Source organism: Chitinophaga eiseniae (genome assembly GCF_012641265.1).
Classification (GTDB): Bacteria; Bacteroidota; Bacteroidia; order Chitinophagales; family Chitinophagaceae; genus Chitinophaga; species Chitinophaga eiseniae_A.
In genome coordinates this window covers 120,442-140,048 of the sequence record NZ_JABAHZ010000011.1, presented here as the reverse complement: position 1 = coordinate 140,048, position 19,607 = coordinate 120,442, and the positions used below count along the sequence as shown (strand labels likewise).

General features: G+C 44.9%; 20 protein-coding genes. 16 read left to right on the top strand and 4 right to left on the bottom strand.

Annotated features, from left to right (window positions below):
• Positions 1-279: 279 nt before the first annotated feature.
• The 9 genes from HGH91_RS29105 (at position 280) to HGH91_RS29065 (ending at position 10,175) form a co-directional block, all read left to right on the top strand.
• Entirely contained in the window at positions 280-2,040 is a 1,761-nt protein-coding gene (locus tag HGH91_RS29105; protein WP_168742763.1) for an ABC transporter ATP-binding protein, read from the top strand.
• Between the two features lie 405 nt (positions 2,041-2,445).
• Positions 2,446-3,594, top strand: coding sequence for a F0F1 ATP synthase subunit A (atpB, locus tag HGH91_RS29100; protein ID WP_168742762.1), 1,149 nt, complete (start codon positions 2,446-2,448; stop codon positions 3,592-3,594).
• Positions 3,595-3,686: 92 nt separating this feature from the next.
• A complete protein-coding gene (atpE, locus tag HGH91_RS29095; RefSeq protein WP_089758700.1) occupies positions 3,687-3,944 on the top strand; it encodes an ATP synthase F0 subunit C in 258 nt (85 codons plus the stop codon).
• Between the two features lie 119 nt (positions 3,945-4,063).
• Positions 4,064-4,558 (top strand): F0F1 ATP synthase subunit B, encoded by a 495-nt coding sequence (gene atpF / locus HGH91_RS29090; RefSeq protein WP_168742761.1) that lies wholly within the window; start codon positions 4,064-4,066, stop codon positions 4,556-4,558.
• Between the two features lie 57 nt (positions 4,559-4,615).
• Positions 4,616-5,176 carry an ATP synthase F1 subunit delta gene (atpH, locus tag HGH91_RS29085; RefSeq protein WP_168742760.1) on the top strand — a complete coding sequence of 187 codons (561 nt, stop codon included), beginning with the start codon at positions 4,616-4,618 and terminating at the stop codon, positions 5,174-5,176.
• Positions 5,177-5,257: 81 nt separating this feature from the next.
• Positions 5,258-6,835 carry a F0F1 ATP synthase subunit alpha gene (gene atpA / locus HGH91_RS29080; RefSeq protein WP_168742759.1) on the top strand — a complete coding sequence of 526 codons (1,578 nt, stop codon included), beginning with the start codon at positions 5,258-5,260 and terminating at the stop codon, positions 6,833-6,835.
• A 138-nt stretch (positions 6,836-6,973) separates the two neighbouring features.
• Positions 6,974-9,130, top strand: coding sequence for a TonB-dependent receptor (locus HGH91_RS29075; protein WP_168742758.1), 2,157 nt, complete (start codon positions 6,974-6,976; stop codon positions 9,128-9,130).
• Positions 9,131-9,140: 10 nt separating this feature from the next.
• On the top strand, positions 9,141-9,791 hold the full coding sequence (locus HGH91_RS29070) for a hypothetical protein (RefSeq protein WP_168742757.1): 651 nt from the start codon (positions 9,141-9,143) through the stop codon (positions 9,789-9,791).
• An 84-nt stretch (positions 9,792-9,875) separates the two neighbouring features.
• The gene (locus tag HGH91_RS29065; protein ID WP_168742756.1) at positions 9,876-10,175 is read left to right on the top strand and encodes a winged helix-turn-helix domain-containing protein; all 300 of its coding nucleotides are present in this window, start codon (positions 9,876-9,878) and stop codon (positions 10,173-10,175) included.
• 95 nt (positions 10,176-10,270) lie between these two features.
• Here HGH91_RS29065 and pdxA read toward each other — a convergent pair whose 3' ends face one another.
• Positions 10,271-11,332: a 4-hydroxythreonine-4-phosphate dehydrogenase PdxA gene (pdxA, locus tag HGH91_RS29060; protein ID WP_168742755.1), complete on the bottom strand. Its 1,062-nt coding sequence runs from the start codon at positions 11,330-11,332 to the stop codon at positions 10,271-10,273.
• Positions 11,333-11,461: 129 nt separating this feature from the next.
• Here pdxA and rsmA point away from each other — a divergent pair, with 129 nt between their 5' ends.
• From rsmA to HGH91_RS29040, 4 genes are all read left to right on the top strand, one after another.
• Positions 11,462-12,217, top strand: a complete 756-nt coding sequence (gene rsmA / locus HGH91_RS29055) for a 16S rRNA (adenine(1518)-N(6)/adenine(1519)-N(6))-dimethyltransferase RsmA (RefSeq protein ID WP_168742754.1) — start codon at positions 11,462-11,464, stop codon at positions 12,215-12,217.
• Positions 12,214-13,143 (top strand): NAD(P)-dependent oxidoreductase, encoded by a 930-nt coding sequence (locus HGH91_RS29050; protein WP_168742753.1) that lies wholly within the window; start codon positions 12,214-12,216, stop codon positions 13,141-13,143. The genes rsmA and HGH91_RS29050 overlap by 4 nt, the downstream gene beginning before the upstream one ends.
• A gap of 182 nt (positions 13,144-13,325) precedes the next feature.
• On the top strand, positions 13,326-13,799 hold the full coding sequence (gene greA, locus HGH91_RS29045) for a transcription elongation factor GreA (RefSeq protein WP_168742752.1): 474 nt from the start codon (positions 13,326-13,328) through the stop codon (positions 13,797-13,799).
• Positions 13,800-13,886: 87 nt separating this feature from the next.
• On the top strand, positions 13,887-14,276 hold the full coding sequence (locus HGH91_RS29040) for an HIT family protein (protein WP_168742751.1): 390 nt from the start codon (positions 13,887-13,889) through the stop codon (positions 14,274-14,276).
• 6 nt (positions 14,277-14,282) lie between these two features.
• On the opposite strand, the gene HGH91_RS29035 is transcribed toward HGH91_RS29040, so the two are convergent.
• Positions 14,283-14,978 carry a response regulator transcription factor gene (locus HGH91_RS29035; protein ID WP_145660573.1) on the bottom strand — a complete coding sequence of 232 codons (696 nt, stop codon included), beginning with the start codon at positions 14,976-14,978 and terminating at the stop codon, positions 14,283-14,285.
• 191 nt (positions 14,979-15,169) lie between these two features.
• A complete protein-coding gene (ruvC, locus tag HGH91_RS29030; RefSeq protein WP_168742750.1) occupies positions 15,170-15,730 on the bottom strand; it encodes a crossover junction endodeoxyribonuclease RuvC in 561 nt (186 codons plus the stop codon).
• On the opposite strand from ruvC, the gene HGH91_RS29025 reads away from it, so the two are divergent.
• The 3 genes from HGH91_RS29025 to HGH91_RS29015 all read left to right on the top strand — a co-directional run bounded on the left by HGH91_RS29025 (position 15,699) and on the right by HGH91_RS29015 (position 18,360).
• Positions 15,699-16,751 (top strand): lysylphosphatidylglycerol synthase domain-containing protein, encoded by a 1,053-nt coding sequence (locus HGH91_RS29025; RefSeq protein ID WP_247651873.1) that lies wholly within the window; start codon positions 15,699-15,701, stop codon positions 16,749-16,751. The two genes, ruvC and HGH91_RS29025, sit on opposite strands and share 32 nt — an antisense overlap.
• Positions 16,752-16,760: 9 nt before the next feature.
• Entirely contained in the window at positions 16,761-17,552 is a 792-nt protein-coding gene (locus HGH91_RS29020; protein ID WP_168742748.1) for a DUF3108 domain-containing protein, read from the top strand.
• 103 nt (positions 17,553-17,655) lie between these two features.
• Positions 17,656-18,360, top strand: a complete 705-nt coding sequence (locus HGH91_RS29015) for a response regulator transcription factor (protein WP_168742747.1) — start codon at positions 17,656-17,658, stop codon at positions 18,358-18,360.
• A gap of 126 nt (positions 18,361-18,486) precedes the next feature.
• On the opposite strand, the gene ruvB is transcribed toward HGH91_RS29015, so the two are convergent.
• Positions 18,487-19,515 (bottom strand): Holliday junction branch migration DNA helicase RuvB, encoded by a 1,029-nt coding sequence (gene ruvB, locus HGH91_RS29010; RefSeq protein WP_168742746.1) that lies wholly within the window; start codon positions 19,513-19,515, stop codon positions 18,487-18,489.
• Positions 19,516-19,607: the final 92 nt, after the last annotated feature.

The window sequence follows — 19,607 nt, the reverse complement described above, 5'->3', positions numbered from 1 at the left end:
ACTTCATCGATAACCTGAAGCTTAAACGCCAAGCTGTAATCAAGTCGGGTCCTTTTACTTTTGCCCGAAACTCCTGTATTCTTCATAAGTTGACATTTTAAGTGTCAACTTATTTCAGGACGATACAAAAAGCATAAGGCATAAAGCATAAAGCTATTAAGGCGAATGATCTAAGCGGATATTTATCCGCCCGGTCATTCGCCTTAATAGCTTTATGCTTTCCGCTTTAAGCTTTCTGCTTTTTGTTGTACGTTTGTAGTGTAGTTCAAACCCGGCACATTGGAAAATCTTGCGGTAAAGAAAGTATTTGATTTTAGTTTATTACGGCGCATCTTCACGTTCGCGGCTCCTTATAAGCGGTCCTTCTACATATCCATGATATTAACGGTTGTACTGGCTGCTATTTCTCCATTACGGCCCTACCTGATCCAGGTAACGGTAGATAAATACATTGCCGGACAGCTGATGAGGATGCTGATCCTGGTCACTATAGTACAAATAGGATTGCTGCTGCTGGAAACGGTGGTACGGTTCTTTTTCTCGTACCTGACCAACTGGCTGGGACAATCGGTGGTAAAAGACCTGCGGGTAACGGTGTATAAGAAGATTGTGCACCTGAACCTGGCATTTTTTGATAAAACGCCCATTGGTACCCTCACTACCCGGACCATCAACGATATTGAAGCCATTAACGATGTTTTTTCGGAAGGGATTATTTCCATTGTGGCAGATCTGTTGATGATCATCGCCATCCTGGTGGTGATGTTTATGGAAGACTGGCGCCTGACGCTGATTAGCTTGTCGCCCTTTCCTATACTAATTTTTGCTACCTACATTTTTAAAGAAAGTGTGAATAAATCCTTTTACAAGGTGCGTAATGCCGTATCGGCGCTGAATGCCTTTGTACAGGAGCATCTTACGGGTATGGTAGTGGTACAGGCGTTTACTTCAGAAAAAAGGGAGTTTGCCCGCTTTAAACATATCAACAAAGATCACCGCAATGCCAATATCGACGCTATTTTTGCTTATTCCGTGTTTTTCCCGGTAGTGGAAATTATCCTGGCTATTTCATTAGGACTGATGGTCTGGTGGGGCGCCAATAAAGTGCTGAACTATGAAGTGACCCAGGGCGTAATGATAGCGTTCATTATGTACCTGAACATGCTTTTTCGCCCGCTCCGTATGCTGGCCGATAAGTTCAATACCCTGCAAATGGGAATGGTGGCCAGCGAGCGCGTGTTCAAGGTGTTGGATAACCAGGATTATATTGCGGATAAGGGGCATCACAAGGCCGATCAGATGAAGGGCGACATTAGCTTTGAACATGTGTCCTTTGCGTATGTAGAGGACCGTTATGTACTGAAAGACATCAATTTCCACGCTAATCCGGGCGATACGGTAGCGATAGTAGGGCATACCGGTTCGGGTAAAACCACTATTATCAGCATCCTTAACCGCCTCTATGAAATTCAGAAAGGAAGTATCAAGATAGATGGGATCCCATTGCCGGCGTATTCGCTGGAATCATTGCGGAGTAAGATAGGCGTGGTATTGCAGGATGTATTCCTGTTTGCCGGTTCTATTTACGATAACATCACCCTGCACGACAGCAGTATCAGCCGGGAAAAAGTGGAAGAAGCTGCCCGGTTGATTGGTATTCACGACTTTATTATGCAATTGCCGGGAGGATACGACTACCAGGTCATGGAAAGAGGTAGCACTTTGTCGCTCGGACAGCGGCAGCTGATCTCGTTTGTGCGGGCTCTGCTGTATGATCCGGCCATACTGGTGCTCGATGAGGCCACTTCTTCCATCGATACAGAATCTGAAATGATGATACAACAAGCCATTGATAAGCTAATTGCCGACCGTACCGCCATTATCATTGCGCATCGTTTGTCTACCATCAGTAAGGCCGATAAGATTATTGTGCTGGATAAGGGAGAAGTGAAGGAAATGGGTACACATGATGAGTTGCTGAAGCTGGAAGGGTTTTACTATAAACTGCATAGTATGCAGTTTAATGTTGCGAAAGTATAGCGCCGTGAGTCGGGGTAGGCCGAGGGCTGATTTCAGCAGAAAGGCGTTCTTATCTTGTTTCGTTGTTATATTTCTTTAAAAATGATCCATCATCTATATAAAGACAGCCATTGGCTGTCTTTATATATTAATATATCCCAGGAAAGATCCATTATAAACCGAACGTTATCGTAAATAATTAGATTATTATTTTTTAAATATGAATAACCATTTGCAATAGACCCTTTCCGGGGATATTTTTTATAGAAAAAGGGTAGAATATGCGGTTACAAGGGCTTGGCTATCAATATAATTACAATATATCGTTCTTTTTTTTCGTAGTCGCTTAATTTTGAAAATAAAAACGGTTATCTTTGCGCAAAATTTCAGAAAACGGTGATTTCTTTCAATTGGTTCAAACATAGAATGGTAGCACTTGTGATGGTTTTAGGCCTTCACAGTTTTAGTAATTTTTCCTACGCTGAGGAGGCGCACCCTGAACACGCAGCAGCTGCGTTGTCTGGTGAAGAAAAGCACTCTGAAGAAGGTGAGTCCAAGAAGATTGATATTAAGGAGGTGCTCTTCGGACATATTTCTGATGCACATGACTGGCACCTGTTTGATCTGGGTGAACATACCCCGGTAGTTATTCCTTTACCGGTAATTATGTATTCTCCGGCACATGGTGTTACTGCGTTTATGTCATCCCGTTTTGAGCACGGACATCAGCCATATGCCGGTTATCAGCTGGTAAATGCGCATTACCGTGCAGAGAAGGGGCTCGATGAAGCTGCTTATCCTAATAATAAAGTAATCGCCGTAGATGATAATGGTATGCCTACCAATGAGAAGGTATATGATTTGTCTATGACCAAGAATATCACCTCTATGCTGATTGCTGCCATCCTGCTGACCTGGATCATGCTGACGGTAGCGAAGGCTTACAAAACCCGTGGCGCCAAGAAAGCGCCTAAAGGTTTACAGAGCCTGATAGAGCCGGTTATCATCTTTATGCGTGATGAGGTGGTAAAACCAAATATTCCTGGTCACCGGAGCGCTAAATACACTCCTTTTATTCTCACTGTATTCTTTTTCATTCTGATCAATAACCTGTTGGGACTGTTGCCTGGTTCTGCCAACGTAACCGGTAACATCGCGGTAACTGCGGCCCTGGCGCTTATTAGCTTTATGGCTACTATGTTCAGCACCAACAAGCATTTCTGGGGTCATATCTTCAATCCTCCGGCACCATTTGGTGTAAAGCTGATCCTGGCTCCGGTGGAGTTGATTGGTGTGTTTACTAAACCTATCTCCCTGATGATCAGGTTGTTTGCCAACATCCTGGCAGGTCACATTATCATCCTGAGCATTATCAGCCTGGTATTCATTTTTGGTTCTATGAACCGCGGAATTGGTTATGGCTTTATGCCGGTATCCATTGCCTTCAACCTGGTAATGATGATGCTGGAATTGCTGGTAGCTTTTATCCAGGCATTTATCTTTGCCAACCTGACTGCGGTCTTTATTGGCCAGGCAATGGAAGGTGCTCATCATGAAGATGGACATCACCACTAATCTCCTTTAAGCAGGATGATTGAAAGTGAACAGTAGATTACTGCAGCTTTTACGAACAAACGAAATTTTTTAAATTCAAATACATATTCATTATGGCACTTTTGTCTATTTTATTGCAGGCTGCTGCTGCATCTGGTCTGGCTAAGGCTGGTGGTGCTGTTGGTGCTGGTATCGCTGCTATCGCTGCTGGTATCGGTGTAGGTAACATCGGTAAGAGCGCTCTGGAGTCTATCGCTCGTCAACCAGAAGCTGCTAACGACATCCGTGCAAACATGATCCTGGCTGCTGCGCTGGTTGAGGGTGTTGCCCTCTTCGGCGTTATCGCTGGTCTGTTGGCGGTAGTTATGTAAGCAAAACTTCTTACTGCATCCGGCGCACAGGGCAATGGATGCAGTAAATTTTTATGCTGAACACAGCTCATTCAACATCTGTAAATATCAATATAACAATATCATAAAATCCTAATTATATGGATCTGTTGCAACCCGCGTTAGGCTTGTTTGCTTTTTCGTTTATCGTTTTCGTTATCGTTTTCCTGATACTGAAGAAATTTGCCTGGAAACCGATCCTTGCTACTCTGAAAGAAAGGGAAGATTCAATCACTGAATCCATTACTACTGCTGAAAGAGTGAAAGAAGAAATGGCACAGATGAAAGCTGAGCACGAACATGTGCTGGCGGAAGCTAAAGCTGAAAGAAGTAAGATCCTGAAGGAAGCAAAAGACGCGAAGGACATGATTATCAGCGAAGCTAAAACTCAGGCACAAGCTGAAGCTAAGAAAATCATCAGTGAAGCTTACACCGCTATCGAAAACCAGAAAATGGCTGCGTTAACGGATGTGAAAAACCAGGTAGGTACCCTCGTAATCGAAGTTGCTGAAAAAGTACTGAGAAGAGAACTGGCTGATAAAACAGCGCAGGAAGGTTACGTAAAACAACTGGCAGAAGAAATCAAATTGAACTAAGAGATTAACTGAATGCTGGTAACAGCAAAGAGTTAACGGCTAAAAGCTTTTTTAAATATGCAGAATCCCCGTTTAGCATCCCGGTATGCAAAATCATTGATAGACCTGGTACAGGAACTGAACCAGGTGGAAGCTGTACATACCGACATGCAGTACTTACAACAGGTGATGAAAAGCAACCCGGATGTGGTGAGTTTGCTGAAGAGCCCCATCATTAAGGCTGATAAAAAGCAAAAGATCCTGGCAGCAGTGCTGGAAGGACGGGTAAGTACTACTACACTGAGTTTCCTGAACCTGCTGGTAAACAAAGGCCGTGAAAGCGCACTGCCTGAAATCGTTACCGAGTTTAAGCGCCAGTACAACACACTGAAAAATATCAGTTCTGTAAAAATCACTACTGCCGTGGCACTGGACAATGCTACACTGGATGTAATCAAATCCAAAATAGCCAGTGAAGTTCCTCAGCAGGTAGTATTGGAAACAGCTGTAAACGCCGATCTGATCGGTGGCTTCGTGTTGGAAACCAATGATAAATTGTTTGATGCTTCTATCCTCCGCGATCTGAAGGATATCAAACAACAATTTACCAAGAACATTTACGTATCCGAGATACGTTAATTATACAGCAGCCGCTGCGTACACGCAAAGCTGTTGTCGTTATACTAAATTTATCTAACGACTTTTTTTAAAATCATAATTATGGTTGATATTAAACCTGATGAAATTTCGGCGATATTACGCCAGCAGTTAAGCAACTTCAATGCTTCTGCCGACCTGGAAGAGGTAGGTACTGTATTGTCAGTGGGTGATGGTATTGCCCGCATTTACGGTTTGGGTAACGTTGGTTACGGTGAACTCGTTGAATTCAGCAATGGTGTAAAAGCAATTGCACTGAACCTGGAAGAAGATAACGTGGGTGTGGTATTGATGGGTGCTTCATCAGGTATTAAAGAAGGTGATAAAGTACGTCGTACCAAACAGATCGCATCCATTAACGTGGGTGAAGGTGTGATTGGTCGCGTTATCAATACACTGGGTGAGCCAGTTGATGGTAAAGGCCCTATCAAAGGTGAACTGTACGAAATGCCACTGGAGCGTAAAGCACCAGGAGTATTGTTCCGTGAACCGGTAAAAGAACCGCTGCAAACAGGTGTGAAAGCGATCGATGCGATGATTCCTGTTGGCCGTGGTCAGCGTGAGCTGGTAATTGGTGACCGTCAAACAGGTAAAACAGCTATCTGTATCGACACCATCATTAACCAGAAAGAATTCTTTGAGGCAGGTAAACCTGTATACTGCATATACGTAGCGATTGGTCAGAAAGCATCTACTGTTGCCGGTGTAATGAAAACATTACAGGAAGCAGGTGCTATGGCTTATACTACTATCGTAGCTGCAAATGCAGCAGATCCTGCTCCGCTGCAGTTCTACGCTCCATTTGCCGGTGCTGCTATCGGTGAGTTCTTCCGTGACTCAGGCCGTCCTGCACTGATCGTATACGATGACCTGTCTAAACAGGCCGTTGCTTACCGTGAGGTATCCCTGCTGCTGAAACGTCCTCCTGGTCGTGAAGCTTACCCTGGTGACGTATTCTACCTGCATAGCCGTTTGCTTGAGCGCGCTGCGAAAATTATCAATAATGATGCAATCGCCCAGCAAATGAATGATCTGCCAGAATCTATCAGACACCTGGTAAAAGGTGGTGGTTCCCTGACTGCATTGCCTATCATCGAAACACAAGCGAGTGATGTATCTGCTTACATCCCTACCAACGTAATCTCCATCACCGATGGTCAGATCTTCCTGGAAGGTAACCTGTTCAACGCAGGTATCCGTCCTGCGATCAACGTAGGTATCTCTGTAAGCCGTGTGGGTGGTAACGCTCAGATCAAATCCATGAAGAAAGTATCTGGTACCCTGAAACTCGACCAGGCACAATACCGCGAAATGGAGGCCTTCTCTAAATTCGGTGGTGACCTGGATGCTGCTACCAAAGCAGTTATCGACAAAGGTGCCCGTAACGTGGAAATCCTGAAACAACCACAGTTCAGCCCATTCCCGGTTGAAAAGCAGGTGGCTATCATCTACCTCGGTACCAATGGTCTGCTGCGCGATGTTCCCGTTAAACAGGTACGTGCTTTCGAAGAAGCATTCCTGAACGAAATGGATGTTCGTTTGCCCGATGTACTGGCCGAATTCAAGAAAGGAAATCTGCCGGAAGATGGTCTGAAGAAAATGGTGACACTCGCTAATGAGCTGAAACACAGATTCGCATAAGCAAAGCATCTTGCTGAAAATATAGAAGGGCTTTACCGTTATCGGTAAAGCCCTTTTAAATTTCGGTGAATCTTCTATAAGAATTTTGGTTTACAATATAAACTAGTTTAGTTTTGTCCCATCAAATTAATCCCTGATATGTCGAAATTCAACCTTTATCTATATCTGCTGATCTGTTTTCCTTTGGTGTCGCTGGCACAAAATAAAGTGACAGGTAAGGTAACTGATAGCAAAAAGCATCCACTGGCAGGCGTAAACATCGCCATCAGAGGTACTTATGATGGAGCGACCACCACAGCAGACGGTACCTTTTCCTTTACTACCAGTGCCTCCGGCGACCAGATCATTTCTGCCTCCTTTACCGGTTACCAGCCTATGGACTTAAAAGCAAATGTAAGCGCCTCCGAACCAATAAACATCGTACTGAAGAACAATATCAATGCCCTACGGGTAGTTACCATCTCTGCTGGCAGCTTTGAAGCCAGCGATGATAAGAAAGGAACCGTGCTCAAACCCCTGGATATTGTTACCACTGCCGGTGCAGGCGCCGATATTGTAAACGCCATCAAAACGCTACCAGGCGCGCAGCAAACAAACGACCGGGAAGGGCTGTTTGTACGCGGCGGTACCGGCTACGAAACCCAAACACTGATAGACGGTATGCTGGTAAGAAATCCTTTTTCAACCAGTCTGCCAGATATTCCGGGCCGTGGCCGTTTTTCCCCTTTCCTGTTTAAAGGCACCACCTTCAGCAGTGGCGGCTATTCGGCACAATATGGCCAGGCCTTGTCATCCGCGCTGATATTGGAGTCTACCGACCTGCCCACCCGTTCTTCTTCTTCACTGGGATTGTCCGTGATCGGGGTAAACGGAGGCGTAGATAAACTAACGAAAGATAAAAAGACCTCCTACGGCGTAGAAGCAGACTATACCAACCTGGCGCCTTACTTTAATGTGGTGAAGCCCAAACAAACACCCAGCCTCGGACCGGAAATTATTGGCACTTCTGCCAATTTCCGCAGGAAGACTTCTTCCACCGGGATGCTTAAATTCTATGGATATGGCAACTGGACCAAAATGGGATTCAATAGCAACAGCTTGGAATATCCCGGCTATATGGAGTCTTTTAAAGTACATAACAACAACGTATACACGAATCTGACCTATCGCGAAAACATAGGAAATGACTGGCACCTGTATGCCGGCGCGTCCTTTAGTATCAATACGGATAATATTCATACAGACACGCTGTTGAAGAATCCAGCACCCACCCTGATCAAGGTACGATCTACCCTGAGCCAGTCGAAGCTGATGCTATATAAAAACCTGGGCAGCTTTTCTGTGGTTAGATTTGGCGGAGAATACCAGTATGCCATCGAAAACTCTTCCTTCAATGGAAGGACGGCCAACTACGTGGACAATTACACCGCAGCTTTTGCCGAGGGCGATATTTACATTACCCCCAGCCTGGTAGGCCGCCTGGGCGGCCGCGCAGAATATTCTTCTATACTGGCTAAAATGAACTTTGCACCGCGGGTATCGCTCGCTTATAAATTCGATAACTATAGCCAGTTTTCATTGGCCTATGGCGACTATTACCAAAAGCCGGAGCCACAGTATCTCCGCTTCAATAACTACCTGGGCTATATGAAAGCCACTCACTATATTGCCAGTTTCCAGCGGATATCCAATAGTTATACCTTCCGCACGGAAGTGTTTTATAAGAAGTACAAAGACCTGGTTAAAACCGTGCCTTCCTATAACAACAATGGCGATGGCTATGCCAAAGGTGTCGAAGTGTTTTGGCGCGACCGCAAAACCTTTAAGAATGTGGACTACTGGATTTCCTATTCTTACCTGGATACTAAACGGGATTACCTGAATTACCCATTCCGTGTACAACCCGATTTTGCGGCCAATCATACCGCCAGTATCGTATACAAATACTACTTGTCTAAAATTAGCACCAACCTGGGTTTAACATACACCTTTGCAACAGGCCGTCCATATTATGATCCCAATTTACCTGTTGACAAATTTATGTCGGAAAAAACAATGACCTATAATGCCGTGGGAGTGAGCGCCAGTTATCTTACCAGTATTCGCAAAGCCTTTACCATATTTGTTTTGTCGGTGAGCAATGCGCTTGGTAACAAGCAGGTATTCGGTTATCACTATTCTACTGATGGATTACGCCGGAATGAGATTACGCCCAATGTGCCAAGATTTATTTACCTGGGTATGTTTATGAATTTTGGTATCGACAGAAGACAGGATGTTCTTAATAACCTCTAATAACACACATATGAAACGTCTCTTTTTAGCATTTTTATTTACCGGTAGCATGGCTACTGCCGCCATGGCCCAGAGCGCCCAATACATGGATGCTATGACCAAACAAACTGCTGACCTGGATAGCAGCAGCACATTTACCCCTGATCATCTGCTGGAAAAGGGCAATACCTTTGAGCGAATTGCCAACGCAGAACAAAGCCAATGGTTGCCTTACTATTATGCTGCTTATATGCAGGTAATGCAGGGATTTATGCTGAAGGATAAAAGTCAGCTGGATCCACTGATGGACAGAGCAGAAGTGAATCTTGATAAGGCGGAGTCATTGAGTCCAAAGAACTCTGAAATTGCCTGCATCCGTTCCCTGGTGGCCACTGCACGATTAACAGTAGATCCTATGACCCGTGGTCAGATGTATGGAGCAGAAGCGGCTAAGCAATTGCAACAAGCCAAGGAGTACAACCCGGAAAACCCGCGTATTTACATGTTGCAGGGACAATCATTATTGTTCACACCGGAACAATGGGGTGGTAGTAAGTCTGGTGCAAAAACAGCCCTGGAACTGGCATTGACAAAGTTTGCGGCCTTTAAGCCAGAAAGCAATATAGCGCCACATTGGGGAGAACCGTATACCCGCACGCTGTTGGCTAAAGCCAGTAACTAATCAAAGGTTTTAATTCTTTGGATATTTAGTTATTTTGTTCCCGTTGCAGGTATATCAAAGTAGCTATATAAGAAAATTATGCACATGGACTTCAAAGATCTGGACCCGGTACTACATTCACAATTGCGGCTAGCTATTATGTCGATATTGATCAGTGTGGAAGAAGCAGAATTTACGCTGTTGAAGGAGAAGACGAATGCTACGGCAGGTAACCTGAGTGTACAGATTAATAAATTACGTGATGCAGCTTATATTACTGTGGTAAAGCAGTTTAAAGAGAATTATCCGCAAACGATCTGTAAGATCACCGCCACAGGGCAAAAGGCCTTTAGCGACTATGTTGCCTCTATACAGTCTTACCTGCACGCGGGAAAGCGTAAATAAAGGAAAGCATAAAGCGAAAAGCTATTATGGAGAAGAATTTAGCGAGTATTTGACATTCGCTTTAATCATTCTCCATAATAGCTTTTCGCTTTATGCTATTCAGACGCCAGTTCTGTTTTCTTCAGCGGGTTGCGGGTATTTTCCGCATAAGTTTCCCGTTGCTCCAGGATATCGAGGCAGGTGAAGATGGCTTGTCTGAAGGACTCAGGGTCTGCCAGGTTTTTGCCGGCTATATCGAAGGCGGTGCCATGATCGGGAGAGGTGCGTACAATGCCCAATCCGGCGGTATAGTTGATACCGTTGCCGCTGGCCAGCGATTTAAAGGGAATTAAACCCTGATCGTGGTACATGGCTAATACGCCGTCGAATTGTTTAAACATTTCGCGGGCAAAGAAGGCATCGGCGCTATAAGGCCCGAAGCACAAGATGCCGTTACCTTTGGCATGCCTGATAGCAGGGCTGATTTGTTCTATTTCTTCCCGGCCTATCAAACCTTCATCACCGGCATGCGGATTGAGGCCCAGCACGGCGATACGTGGGTTGTCTATACCGAAATCCTTTACCAGGCTATCTCTCATCAGCGCTAATTTGCCTAGAATATTTTCTTTGGTAACATATTTACTTACATCCGCCAGGGGCACATGTTCTGTGAGGAGTCCCACGCGCATGTTGTCGGCAGTCATGAACATCAAAACGTCTTTGGCATTGAAGGCATCACGCAGGTAGGGGGTATGGCCGGTATAGTTGAAGTTGGCGCTCTGGATGTTGTTTTTGTGGATAGGCGCGGTGACCAGACCACTGATGAAGCCGTCCTTCATAGATTTAATAGCCACTTCCAGTGCCCGGGCGGCATATTTTCCGCCGATTTCATTCAACACTCCGGGGGTAATCTGCACTTCTTCCTCCCAGCAGTTATATACGTTCACCTGCTTGTGGTTCAGGCGGGTGAAGTCTTTGATGCTCTGATAGTTGAAATTATTTTCATTCATCAGCTTCCGGTAGAAGTTGATGGTTTTGTTGGATGCAAAAATTACCGGCGTGCAAAACTCCATCATGCGCGCGTCCATAAACGTTTTGATGATAATTTCTGCGCCAATGCTGTTGATATCACCAATGGTGATGCCTATTACCGGTTTGTTGTGCTGGGTGGTACTCATGCTGTATTGCCTCAATGAATGGCAAATATACGCTTTTAGGCTATAGCTTTCCCCCTTTTAGTTGGCAGGGGACCCGTTAAAAGCAGGGGGAAATAAAAGCTAATAAATGCTTTATCTTTGCGCTGCACAATGTATACACTAAAAAAATCACTCGGCCAGCATTTCCTTAAGGATGAAAACATTTCCAGGCAAATAGTGGCGTCGTTACCTGTAACAGAAGGCCAGCAAGTGCTGGAAGTGGGCCCCGGAGGGGGAGCCATTACGAAGTACCTGTTGCAACTGCCAGGTATTCACTTTAAAGCGATAGAACTGGATACCGAAAAGGTACAATACCTGGAAAAAACTTACCCTGATATCCGGGGAAAGCTGATCAATGTAAGCATATTGGATGCTGAGCTGCCTTTTGAAGGGCCGTTCCGGATGATCGGCAATTTTCCTTACAATATTTCCACCCAGATTATGTTTAAGGTGCTGGACTGGCGCCAGCAGGTAGATGTAGTGGTGGGTATGTTTCAGAAGGAAGTGGCCCAGCGTATTGCCGCTTCGCATGGCAATAAAGAGTATGGTATCCTGAGTGTGCTGTTACAGGCCTTTTATAAGATAGAATATTTGTTTGAAGTACATGAAAACTGCTTCAATCCGCCGCCTAAAGTAAAATCTGCCGTTATCCGTCTTACCCGGCTGGAGCAGCCGGCAGATATTGCCTCTGAACGTAAATTTTTTGTACTGGTGAAAACAGCCTTTGGCCAGCGCCGTAAGCAGGTGCGCAATCCGCTGAAAACCATGTTCGATAAGGAACTGTTAGCACAGGATCCTATTTTTTCAAAAAGGGCAGAAGAACTGACTGTGGCTGATTTTGCAGCATTATCCCATAAGATGATATGAGCAGGAAAGTATTAGTTACCGCGAAAACGCATCCGTATTTAGTTGAGCAGCTGGAAGAAAAAGGCTTTGAAGTCATTTATCAACCGGCTATTTCCTATGATGAAGTATATAGCGCCATTGGCGATTGTGTAGGACTGATTGTAACCACCCGTATCCGGGTAGATAAGCATATTATTGACCATGCCCGGGAATTGCAGTGGATAGGCCGTCTGGGATCCGGTATGGAGCTGATCGACGTTCCGTATGCAGAAAGCAAGGGTATTCACTGCGTAAGCAGCCCCGAAGGCAATCGTGATGCGGTAGGAGAGCAGGCAGTAGGTATGTTGCTCTGCCTGTTGAATAATGTGCTGAAAAGCAACCTGGAATTGAGAGAAGGGATTTGGGAACGCGATGGTAACCGGGGGTATGAGCTGAATGGCAAAACAGTGGGCATCATCGGTTATGGTAATACCGGGAGTACGTTTGCGCATAAGCTGAAGGGCTTTGATGTAAACATCCTGGCTTATGATAAGTATAAGAAAGGATTTGGTACCAGCGAGGTGAAAGAGGCTACTTTGGAGCAGATTTTCCAGGAAGCGGATGTAGTCAGCTTACATCTCCCGCTGACGCCGGAAACCAAGCATATTGGTAATACCGGCTTTTTTGAATCTTTTGCCCGGCCGGTATGGTTCATGAACACGGCCAGGGGGAAGCTGGTAAATATCCCGGACCTTATCGGGGCTTTAGAGGGAGGCGTGATTGCCGGCGCTTGCCTGGATGTGCTGGAGAATGAAAAATTAAATACTTATAGTGAAGACGAGAAGGCCCAGCTGGCCTGGCTGTTGAAAGCGCCCAATGTGGTAGTAACACCACATATAGCTGGCTATTCGCACCAGGCGAGCATTAAAATGGCCCGCATTGTATTAGAGAAATTAAATATTTTATAAGCCTATCAAACAGGTGGTGATCCCGGGATAAATAATTGATTTTCAATTTATTTAATTCCGGGAGAAGGGGTTTTTTCTTTATAATAAATTCATTATATTTGCGATAACACCAGTAAACAACGCTTCTGTGAAAATGGAGGCGTTGATTTTTTTTTCTTATAACCAAAAAAACACAGCAGGTTATGTCTGGCATAAATTACGTTACGAAAGAAACCCTGGACCAAATGATGAGTGAGCTTTCCGTACTTAAAACCAAGGGGAGAGCGGAGATTGCGCGTGCAATTGCGGAAGCGAGAGAAAAGGGTGACTTGAAGGAAAATGCCGAATATGATGCCGCCAAGGAAGCGCAGGGCATACATGAAGCTAAGATTGCCACGCTGGAGAACGCTATTGCCACATCCCGTATAGTAAGTGCAGCCGCTATTGATACTTCCAAGGTATCTATTCTTTGCAAGGTTACCATTACCAATATGGCTAATAAGAAGACAGTTACCTACCAGTTGGTTTCTGAAACCGAAGCAGATCTGAAAGCGGGTAAGATATCCGTTACTTCTCCTATCGGCAAGGGCTTATTGGGCAAGCATGTAGGTGAAATTGCGGAGGTACAGGCGCCTAACGGGCAGATTAAATTTAAGATTGATAGTATTACTGCATAAGTGCTACTGGCACTTTTTCATGATATTTGCAGGGTTGCATTCATTTGCAGCCCTTTTTTATTTTTACCTTGGATTAAGCTATCTACTATGACCATCTTCACAAAAATCATTAATGGGGAAATCCCAAGCTATAAAATAGCGGAGAATGAGCACTTTTATGCTTTCCTGGATATTTTTCCGCTGGTAAAGGGACATGTCCTGGTTATCTGCAAAACGGAAACAGACAAGTTTTTCGATGTATCGGATGAGTTGCTGAAAGAATGGCTGTTGTTTGCCAAACCTATTGCCAAAGCTGTTGAGCGGGTAGTGCCTTGTAATCGTATAGGCGTTAGTGTGGTTGGCCTGGAGGTCCCGCATGCGCACATGCACCTGATTCCAATTAATTCAGCCGATGATATGAATTTTTCTCGTAGTAAGCTAAAACTGTCTGTAGAGGAATTTAAGGAGATACAGACGCAGATTATTGCTGCTTTATAAATGAGCTTATCTGGGGGGAATATTGAATCGGAATCCCACTCCATGTACGGTTTCCAGCTTTATTTGTGGGTCTGATTTAAAATGTTTCCGGAGTTTGGTAATAAAAACATCCATGCTACGGCCCAGAAAGTAGTCATCTTTTCCCCACACATTAGAAAGAATATCTTCTCTTTTGAGTGTTTTATTGGGATTATTGCAGAAGTATTTAAGCAGGTCGGCTTCCTTTTGTGTGACGGAAATAGACACTTCACCATCGGCTGTATAAAGGCGGAGGTCTTCATAGTCGAAGGTAAGCTGACCAATCGTAAACAGGTTTGATTTGTCTTTCCCCCTGCTCATGGTCCGTTTCAGGAACACTTCGATACGCAGTATAAGTTCCTGCATATTGAATGGTTTACTGATATAGTCGTCTGCACCGGTTTGGAGGCCGGCTATCCGATCTTCTTTTTCATTTTTAGACGTGAGGAATAATATGGGGACATGGTCATTCAGCTCGCGGATTTGCTGTGCCAGCTGCAGGCCGTCTTTTTTAGGCATCATCACGTCCAGTAGGCAAATGTCGAATGAGCGTAACTGGAACTGTTCCCATGCTGCCTGGCCATCTATACTATGCACTACATCATAGCCCGCTTCTTCCAGTCGTTTCTTTGTAGCCGCACCAACATTTTGATCATCTTCCACCAATAGGATTCTTGCTTTCATATCTGCCTGATGCTGATTAATATAAAAAAAGCTGTTATAAAACTTGTGTATAGCAATTGATGGTCACCTTTCATAGTCAAGCTGTTAAAAAACGGTATATGGCCGTGTAGCAGTTGTAATTGGGTTCATGAATTTAACCAAAGTGACTACAATTTACGGATTTATTGAATAACCTTCTCTCCCGATGTTTTTTATCTGACAATCCTCTCGGGATGTTGCTGCAGGAACTTCTCCCAGCCTTTGGAACCGGTAATGCCGGCTAAGGGGTTACTTTCCTGGTAAAAATGACAAACCGCTACTGCCAGGGCATCCGTAGCATCAAGGTAGTCAGGGCGTTCCGGGATATTGAGTGTGCGTTGCAACATTTGCCAAACTTGCTCTTTGTCTGCATTGCCATTGCCTGTAACAGATTGCTTTACTTTTTTGGGGGAGTACTCAGTTACTGCCAATCCTTCCTGGATAGCCGCTGCGATGGCTACTCCCTGGGCGCGTCCCAGCTTCAGCATACTTTGTACGTTCTTACCATAAAACGGGGCTTCAATAGCAAAACTGGTGGGTTTATGTTCCCGGATCAGGTCTTGTACCCGGCAGTGAATCTGTTGCAGCCGCTCGTAATGATCTTTGAATTTGGACAGTTTAAGCACATCCATCCCGAGCAGACTGGCTTTTTTTCCTTCAATACGTATAAGCCCATAGCCCATTACGAGGGTACCGGGGTCAATGCCGAGAATTATTTTTGACTTGTTTGCCAACCACAGTTTATTTTTGCCAAAATTTGACTATCTGAACAAAAGTACCAAAATAATTCTCAATTACTTATTAGGGGCAGGGCTTTTTACGTGGCTGGCATACTCTATTTACTCGCAAATCATCCATCGCGATAATCTACAGTTGTCTGTCAGACACATGTGGGAGTCCTTACAGGAAAGAGGTTGGGTAGGTATTTTCCTGGTACTGGTGTTAATGTTATTCAACTGGGGCCTGGAAGCCCGTAAGTGGCAGAAATTAGTAGCCCCGCTGGAAGAAGTCTCATTTCTCAGGGCTTTTAGCGCTATTATGTCTGGCGTTTCCCTCTCTATCAATACCCCAAATCGTGTAGGCGAATACGGTGGACGCATCCTTTATCTCAAAAATCATAATAAACTAAAAGCAATAGCGGCAACGATCGTGGGTAGTTTCAGCCAGCTGATCGTGACTATTATCTTTGGGTTAATTGGTTTACTATACTATATCAACAATTATGCGCTGGCAGCTGAAAGTGCATTTCTCAGTCCCGGTATGTGGCAAAAATTACTGCTGGCAGCCGGTATACTTATTTGCGGCCTGACGATATTGTTATATTTTCGGTTACAAATTATTCTGGCTGTATTTGAAAAGGTGCCTTTTCTTCGTAAAGTGAAGGTCTTTGTGCAGATAATTGTGAAATACTCATCGGGCGATTTACGTTACCTGTTGCTGCTTTCAGCCTTCCGGTACATAGTCTTCTCGGCACAGTATTTGATTTTGTTGGACGCACTGGGCATGGAGTTTTTGTGGTGGCAGGCTTTCCTCCTTAATAGCGTAATTTACCTCGTTATGGCAGGAGTTCCGACCATTGCTATCGCAGAACTTGGAGTACGGGGAAAAGTAAGTATCTTTTTTCTGGGTTTGCTAAGCTCCAATACCATGGCTATCATCGCAGCCACGGTAGGCATTTGGCTGATCAACCTGGTACTACCAGCCGTTTTGGGAAGTGTGTTATTGTTAGGGGTAAAAATTTTTAAGGAAAAATAGCTTCCATCAATGAAGTATCTTCTACTGATCGTCTTATGGCTTTCCTGTTTTCAACCCGTTGAAGCACAAAACGACTTTTGCTCCATACGCAATACCAGTTTTAACGCTGGTGAAAGTATCACCTTGAAGGTATTCTATAACCTCGGCAAAATGTATGTAGGGGCCGGTGAAGCTACCTTTAACGTGGTGCTCGAAAACTTCGCCAACCGCGTAGTATACCATGTTACCGGCGATGGGAAAACCTACCGGGCATACGACTGGATCTTTAAAGTACGTGATAAATACGAGAGTTTCATCGACACCGCCACCATGCAACCACTCAAGTTTCTTCGTAATGTAAATGAAGGCGGCTATAAGATCTATAACAACGTAGTATTTAACCAGGCCGCTCACCAGGCTATCAGCACCAACGGGACCTTCACTGTGCCGCCCTGTGTACAGGATGTGATCAGCGCCATCTACTATGCCCGCAATATCGACTTCAACAAATACCAGGCGGGCGATAAAATCCCTTTTGCTATGTTCCTCGATGACCAGGTGTACAATATCTATATCCGGTACATGGGCAAAGAAGAGGTGAACACCAAATTCGGCAAGTTTCGCGCTATCAAGTTCAAGCCCCTGCTGATTAAAGGAACGATCTTTGAAGGTGGGGAAAAAATGACCGTGTGGGTAAGCGACGATGCCAATAAGGTGCCCCTGCGCATTGAAAGCCCCATATCTGTAGGTAATATCGTGGTAGATATGGTGAACTACGGCAATCTCCGTTATCCTTTTAGCTCGCTGCTGAATAAGAAGTAGTACCCCGGTTTTAACAATTCATTTGAGTGATAACACTCAAAATTTCACGACCTTTCGTCCCGCAGAAAAACTTTATATTTGTTATAATCAACCCTTTATGATTATGGAAGAACGTAAACCGAAGATATTACTGGCAGAAGATGATACCAATCTGGGTATGGTGTTGAAGAACTACCTGGAGCTGAATGACTATGATGTGGAATTATGCCGCGATGGTATCCTGGCCCTGGCAGCCTTCCGCCGCGAGAAATTTGACATCTGTCTGCTGGATATTATGATGCCCAATATGGACGGATTTAAACTGGCAGAAGAAATCAGAGATGTGGATCCCGATATCCCGCTCTTCTTCCTGTCGGCCAAAACTATGAAGGAAGACATCATACAAGGGTATAAGCTGGGTGCGGATGACTATATCTCCAAACCATTCGACAGCGAACTGCTGCTGCTGAAAATTAAAGCCATCCTGAAACGTAACCAGGAGCTCAATAACAAAGATGAAGAAGTACATGAGTTTGTAATCGGCTCCTATACCTTCAATTCCCGCCTCCGTACCCTCGGACATAACAATGAAACACATACGTTGTCACCCAAAGAGAACGAACTGCTACATATGTTGTGTGAGCACAAGAACGACCTGCTTCCCCGCGAATTGGCCCTGAAAAAAATATGGGGTAGCGATACCTACTTCAACGGCCGCAGTATGGACGTATATATTGCCAAATTACGCAAGTACCTGAAGGATGATCCCAATATCGAAATCGTGAATATTCACGGTAACGGGTTCAGACTGGTGGTGAAAGATGCCTGAGAAAGCGTAAAGCTGAAAGCATAAAGCGAAAAGCTATTGTGGAGAATAATCTTAGCGAATATTTATAAATCGCCCTGATCATTCTCCACAATAGCTTTTCGCTTTATGCTTTCAGCTTTACGCTTCTTAAAAAAGAAGGTTAGAACCGCCCTTGAAGGAGGTTTTACCTAAATGGATATATGCTTTTTCTGTAACTTCCCGGCCCCTGGGGGTCCGCTTAATAAAGCCTTCCTGTATCAGGAAAGGCTCATATACTTCTTCCAGGGTGCCCGCTTCTTCCCCTACTGCAGTAGCAATGGTGGTAATGCCCACAGGACCTCCCTTGAAGTTTTCGATGATCACATTCAATATCCGGTTGTCCATTTCATCCAGCCCATATTCATCTACATTCAATGCTTTCAGGCTCAACAGTGCTATTTCCATGTCTATTACACCGGTGCCTATTACCTGGGCAAAGTCACGTACGCGGCGCAGCAACCCGTTGGCAATACGGGGGGTACCCCGGGAACGCCTCGCTATTTCATTAGCCGCATCAGAAGTAATTTTCATATTCAACAGGGAGGAGGCGCGCCAGATGATCTTTTGCAAAGTGGCGGCGTTGTAGTACTCCAGCCTGGATTTAATGCCGAAACGCGATAATAATGGCGCCGTAAGTAGCCCGGAACGGGTGGTGGCGCCTATCAGCGTAAATGGCTGCAGGTTAATTTGTATGGCACGGGCGCTGGGACCCGTATCTATCATAATATCGATGCGGTAATCCTCCATGGCAGAATACAGGTATTCCTCCACCACGGTACTCAGGCGGTGTATTTCATCGATAAACAGCACGTCTTTATCTTCCAGGTTGGTGAGCAAACCCGCCAGGTCGCCGGGTTTTTCAATCACCGGCCCGGAGGTTTCCCGGATATTTACCCCCAGCTCATTGGCCACAATACGCGACAAGGTGGTTTTTCCCAAACCCGGAGGTCCGTGAAACAACACATGGTCGAGCGCTTCCCCACGCATTTTGGCCGCTTTAATAAAAATCTTCAGGTTCTCGATAATTTGATCCTGGCCCGAAAAATCCATGATTTCCCGCGGCCGGATACTATTCTCGAACTCTTTCTCAGCGGCGCTGAGCCTGTTCTCTTCTGGTCTTAAAGGCTGATTGGACATAATTGTATACCCTCAAAAATACGCAAATATTCAAAGGAAGAGGACCTCTTGGATATTCATCTTTTCCTGATTATTTTTAATATTACTAAAAT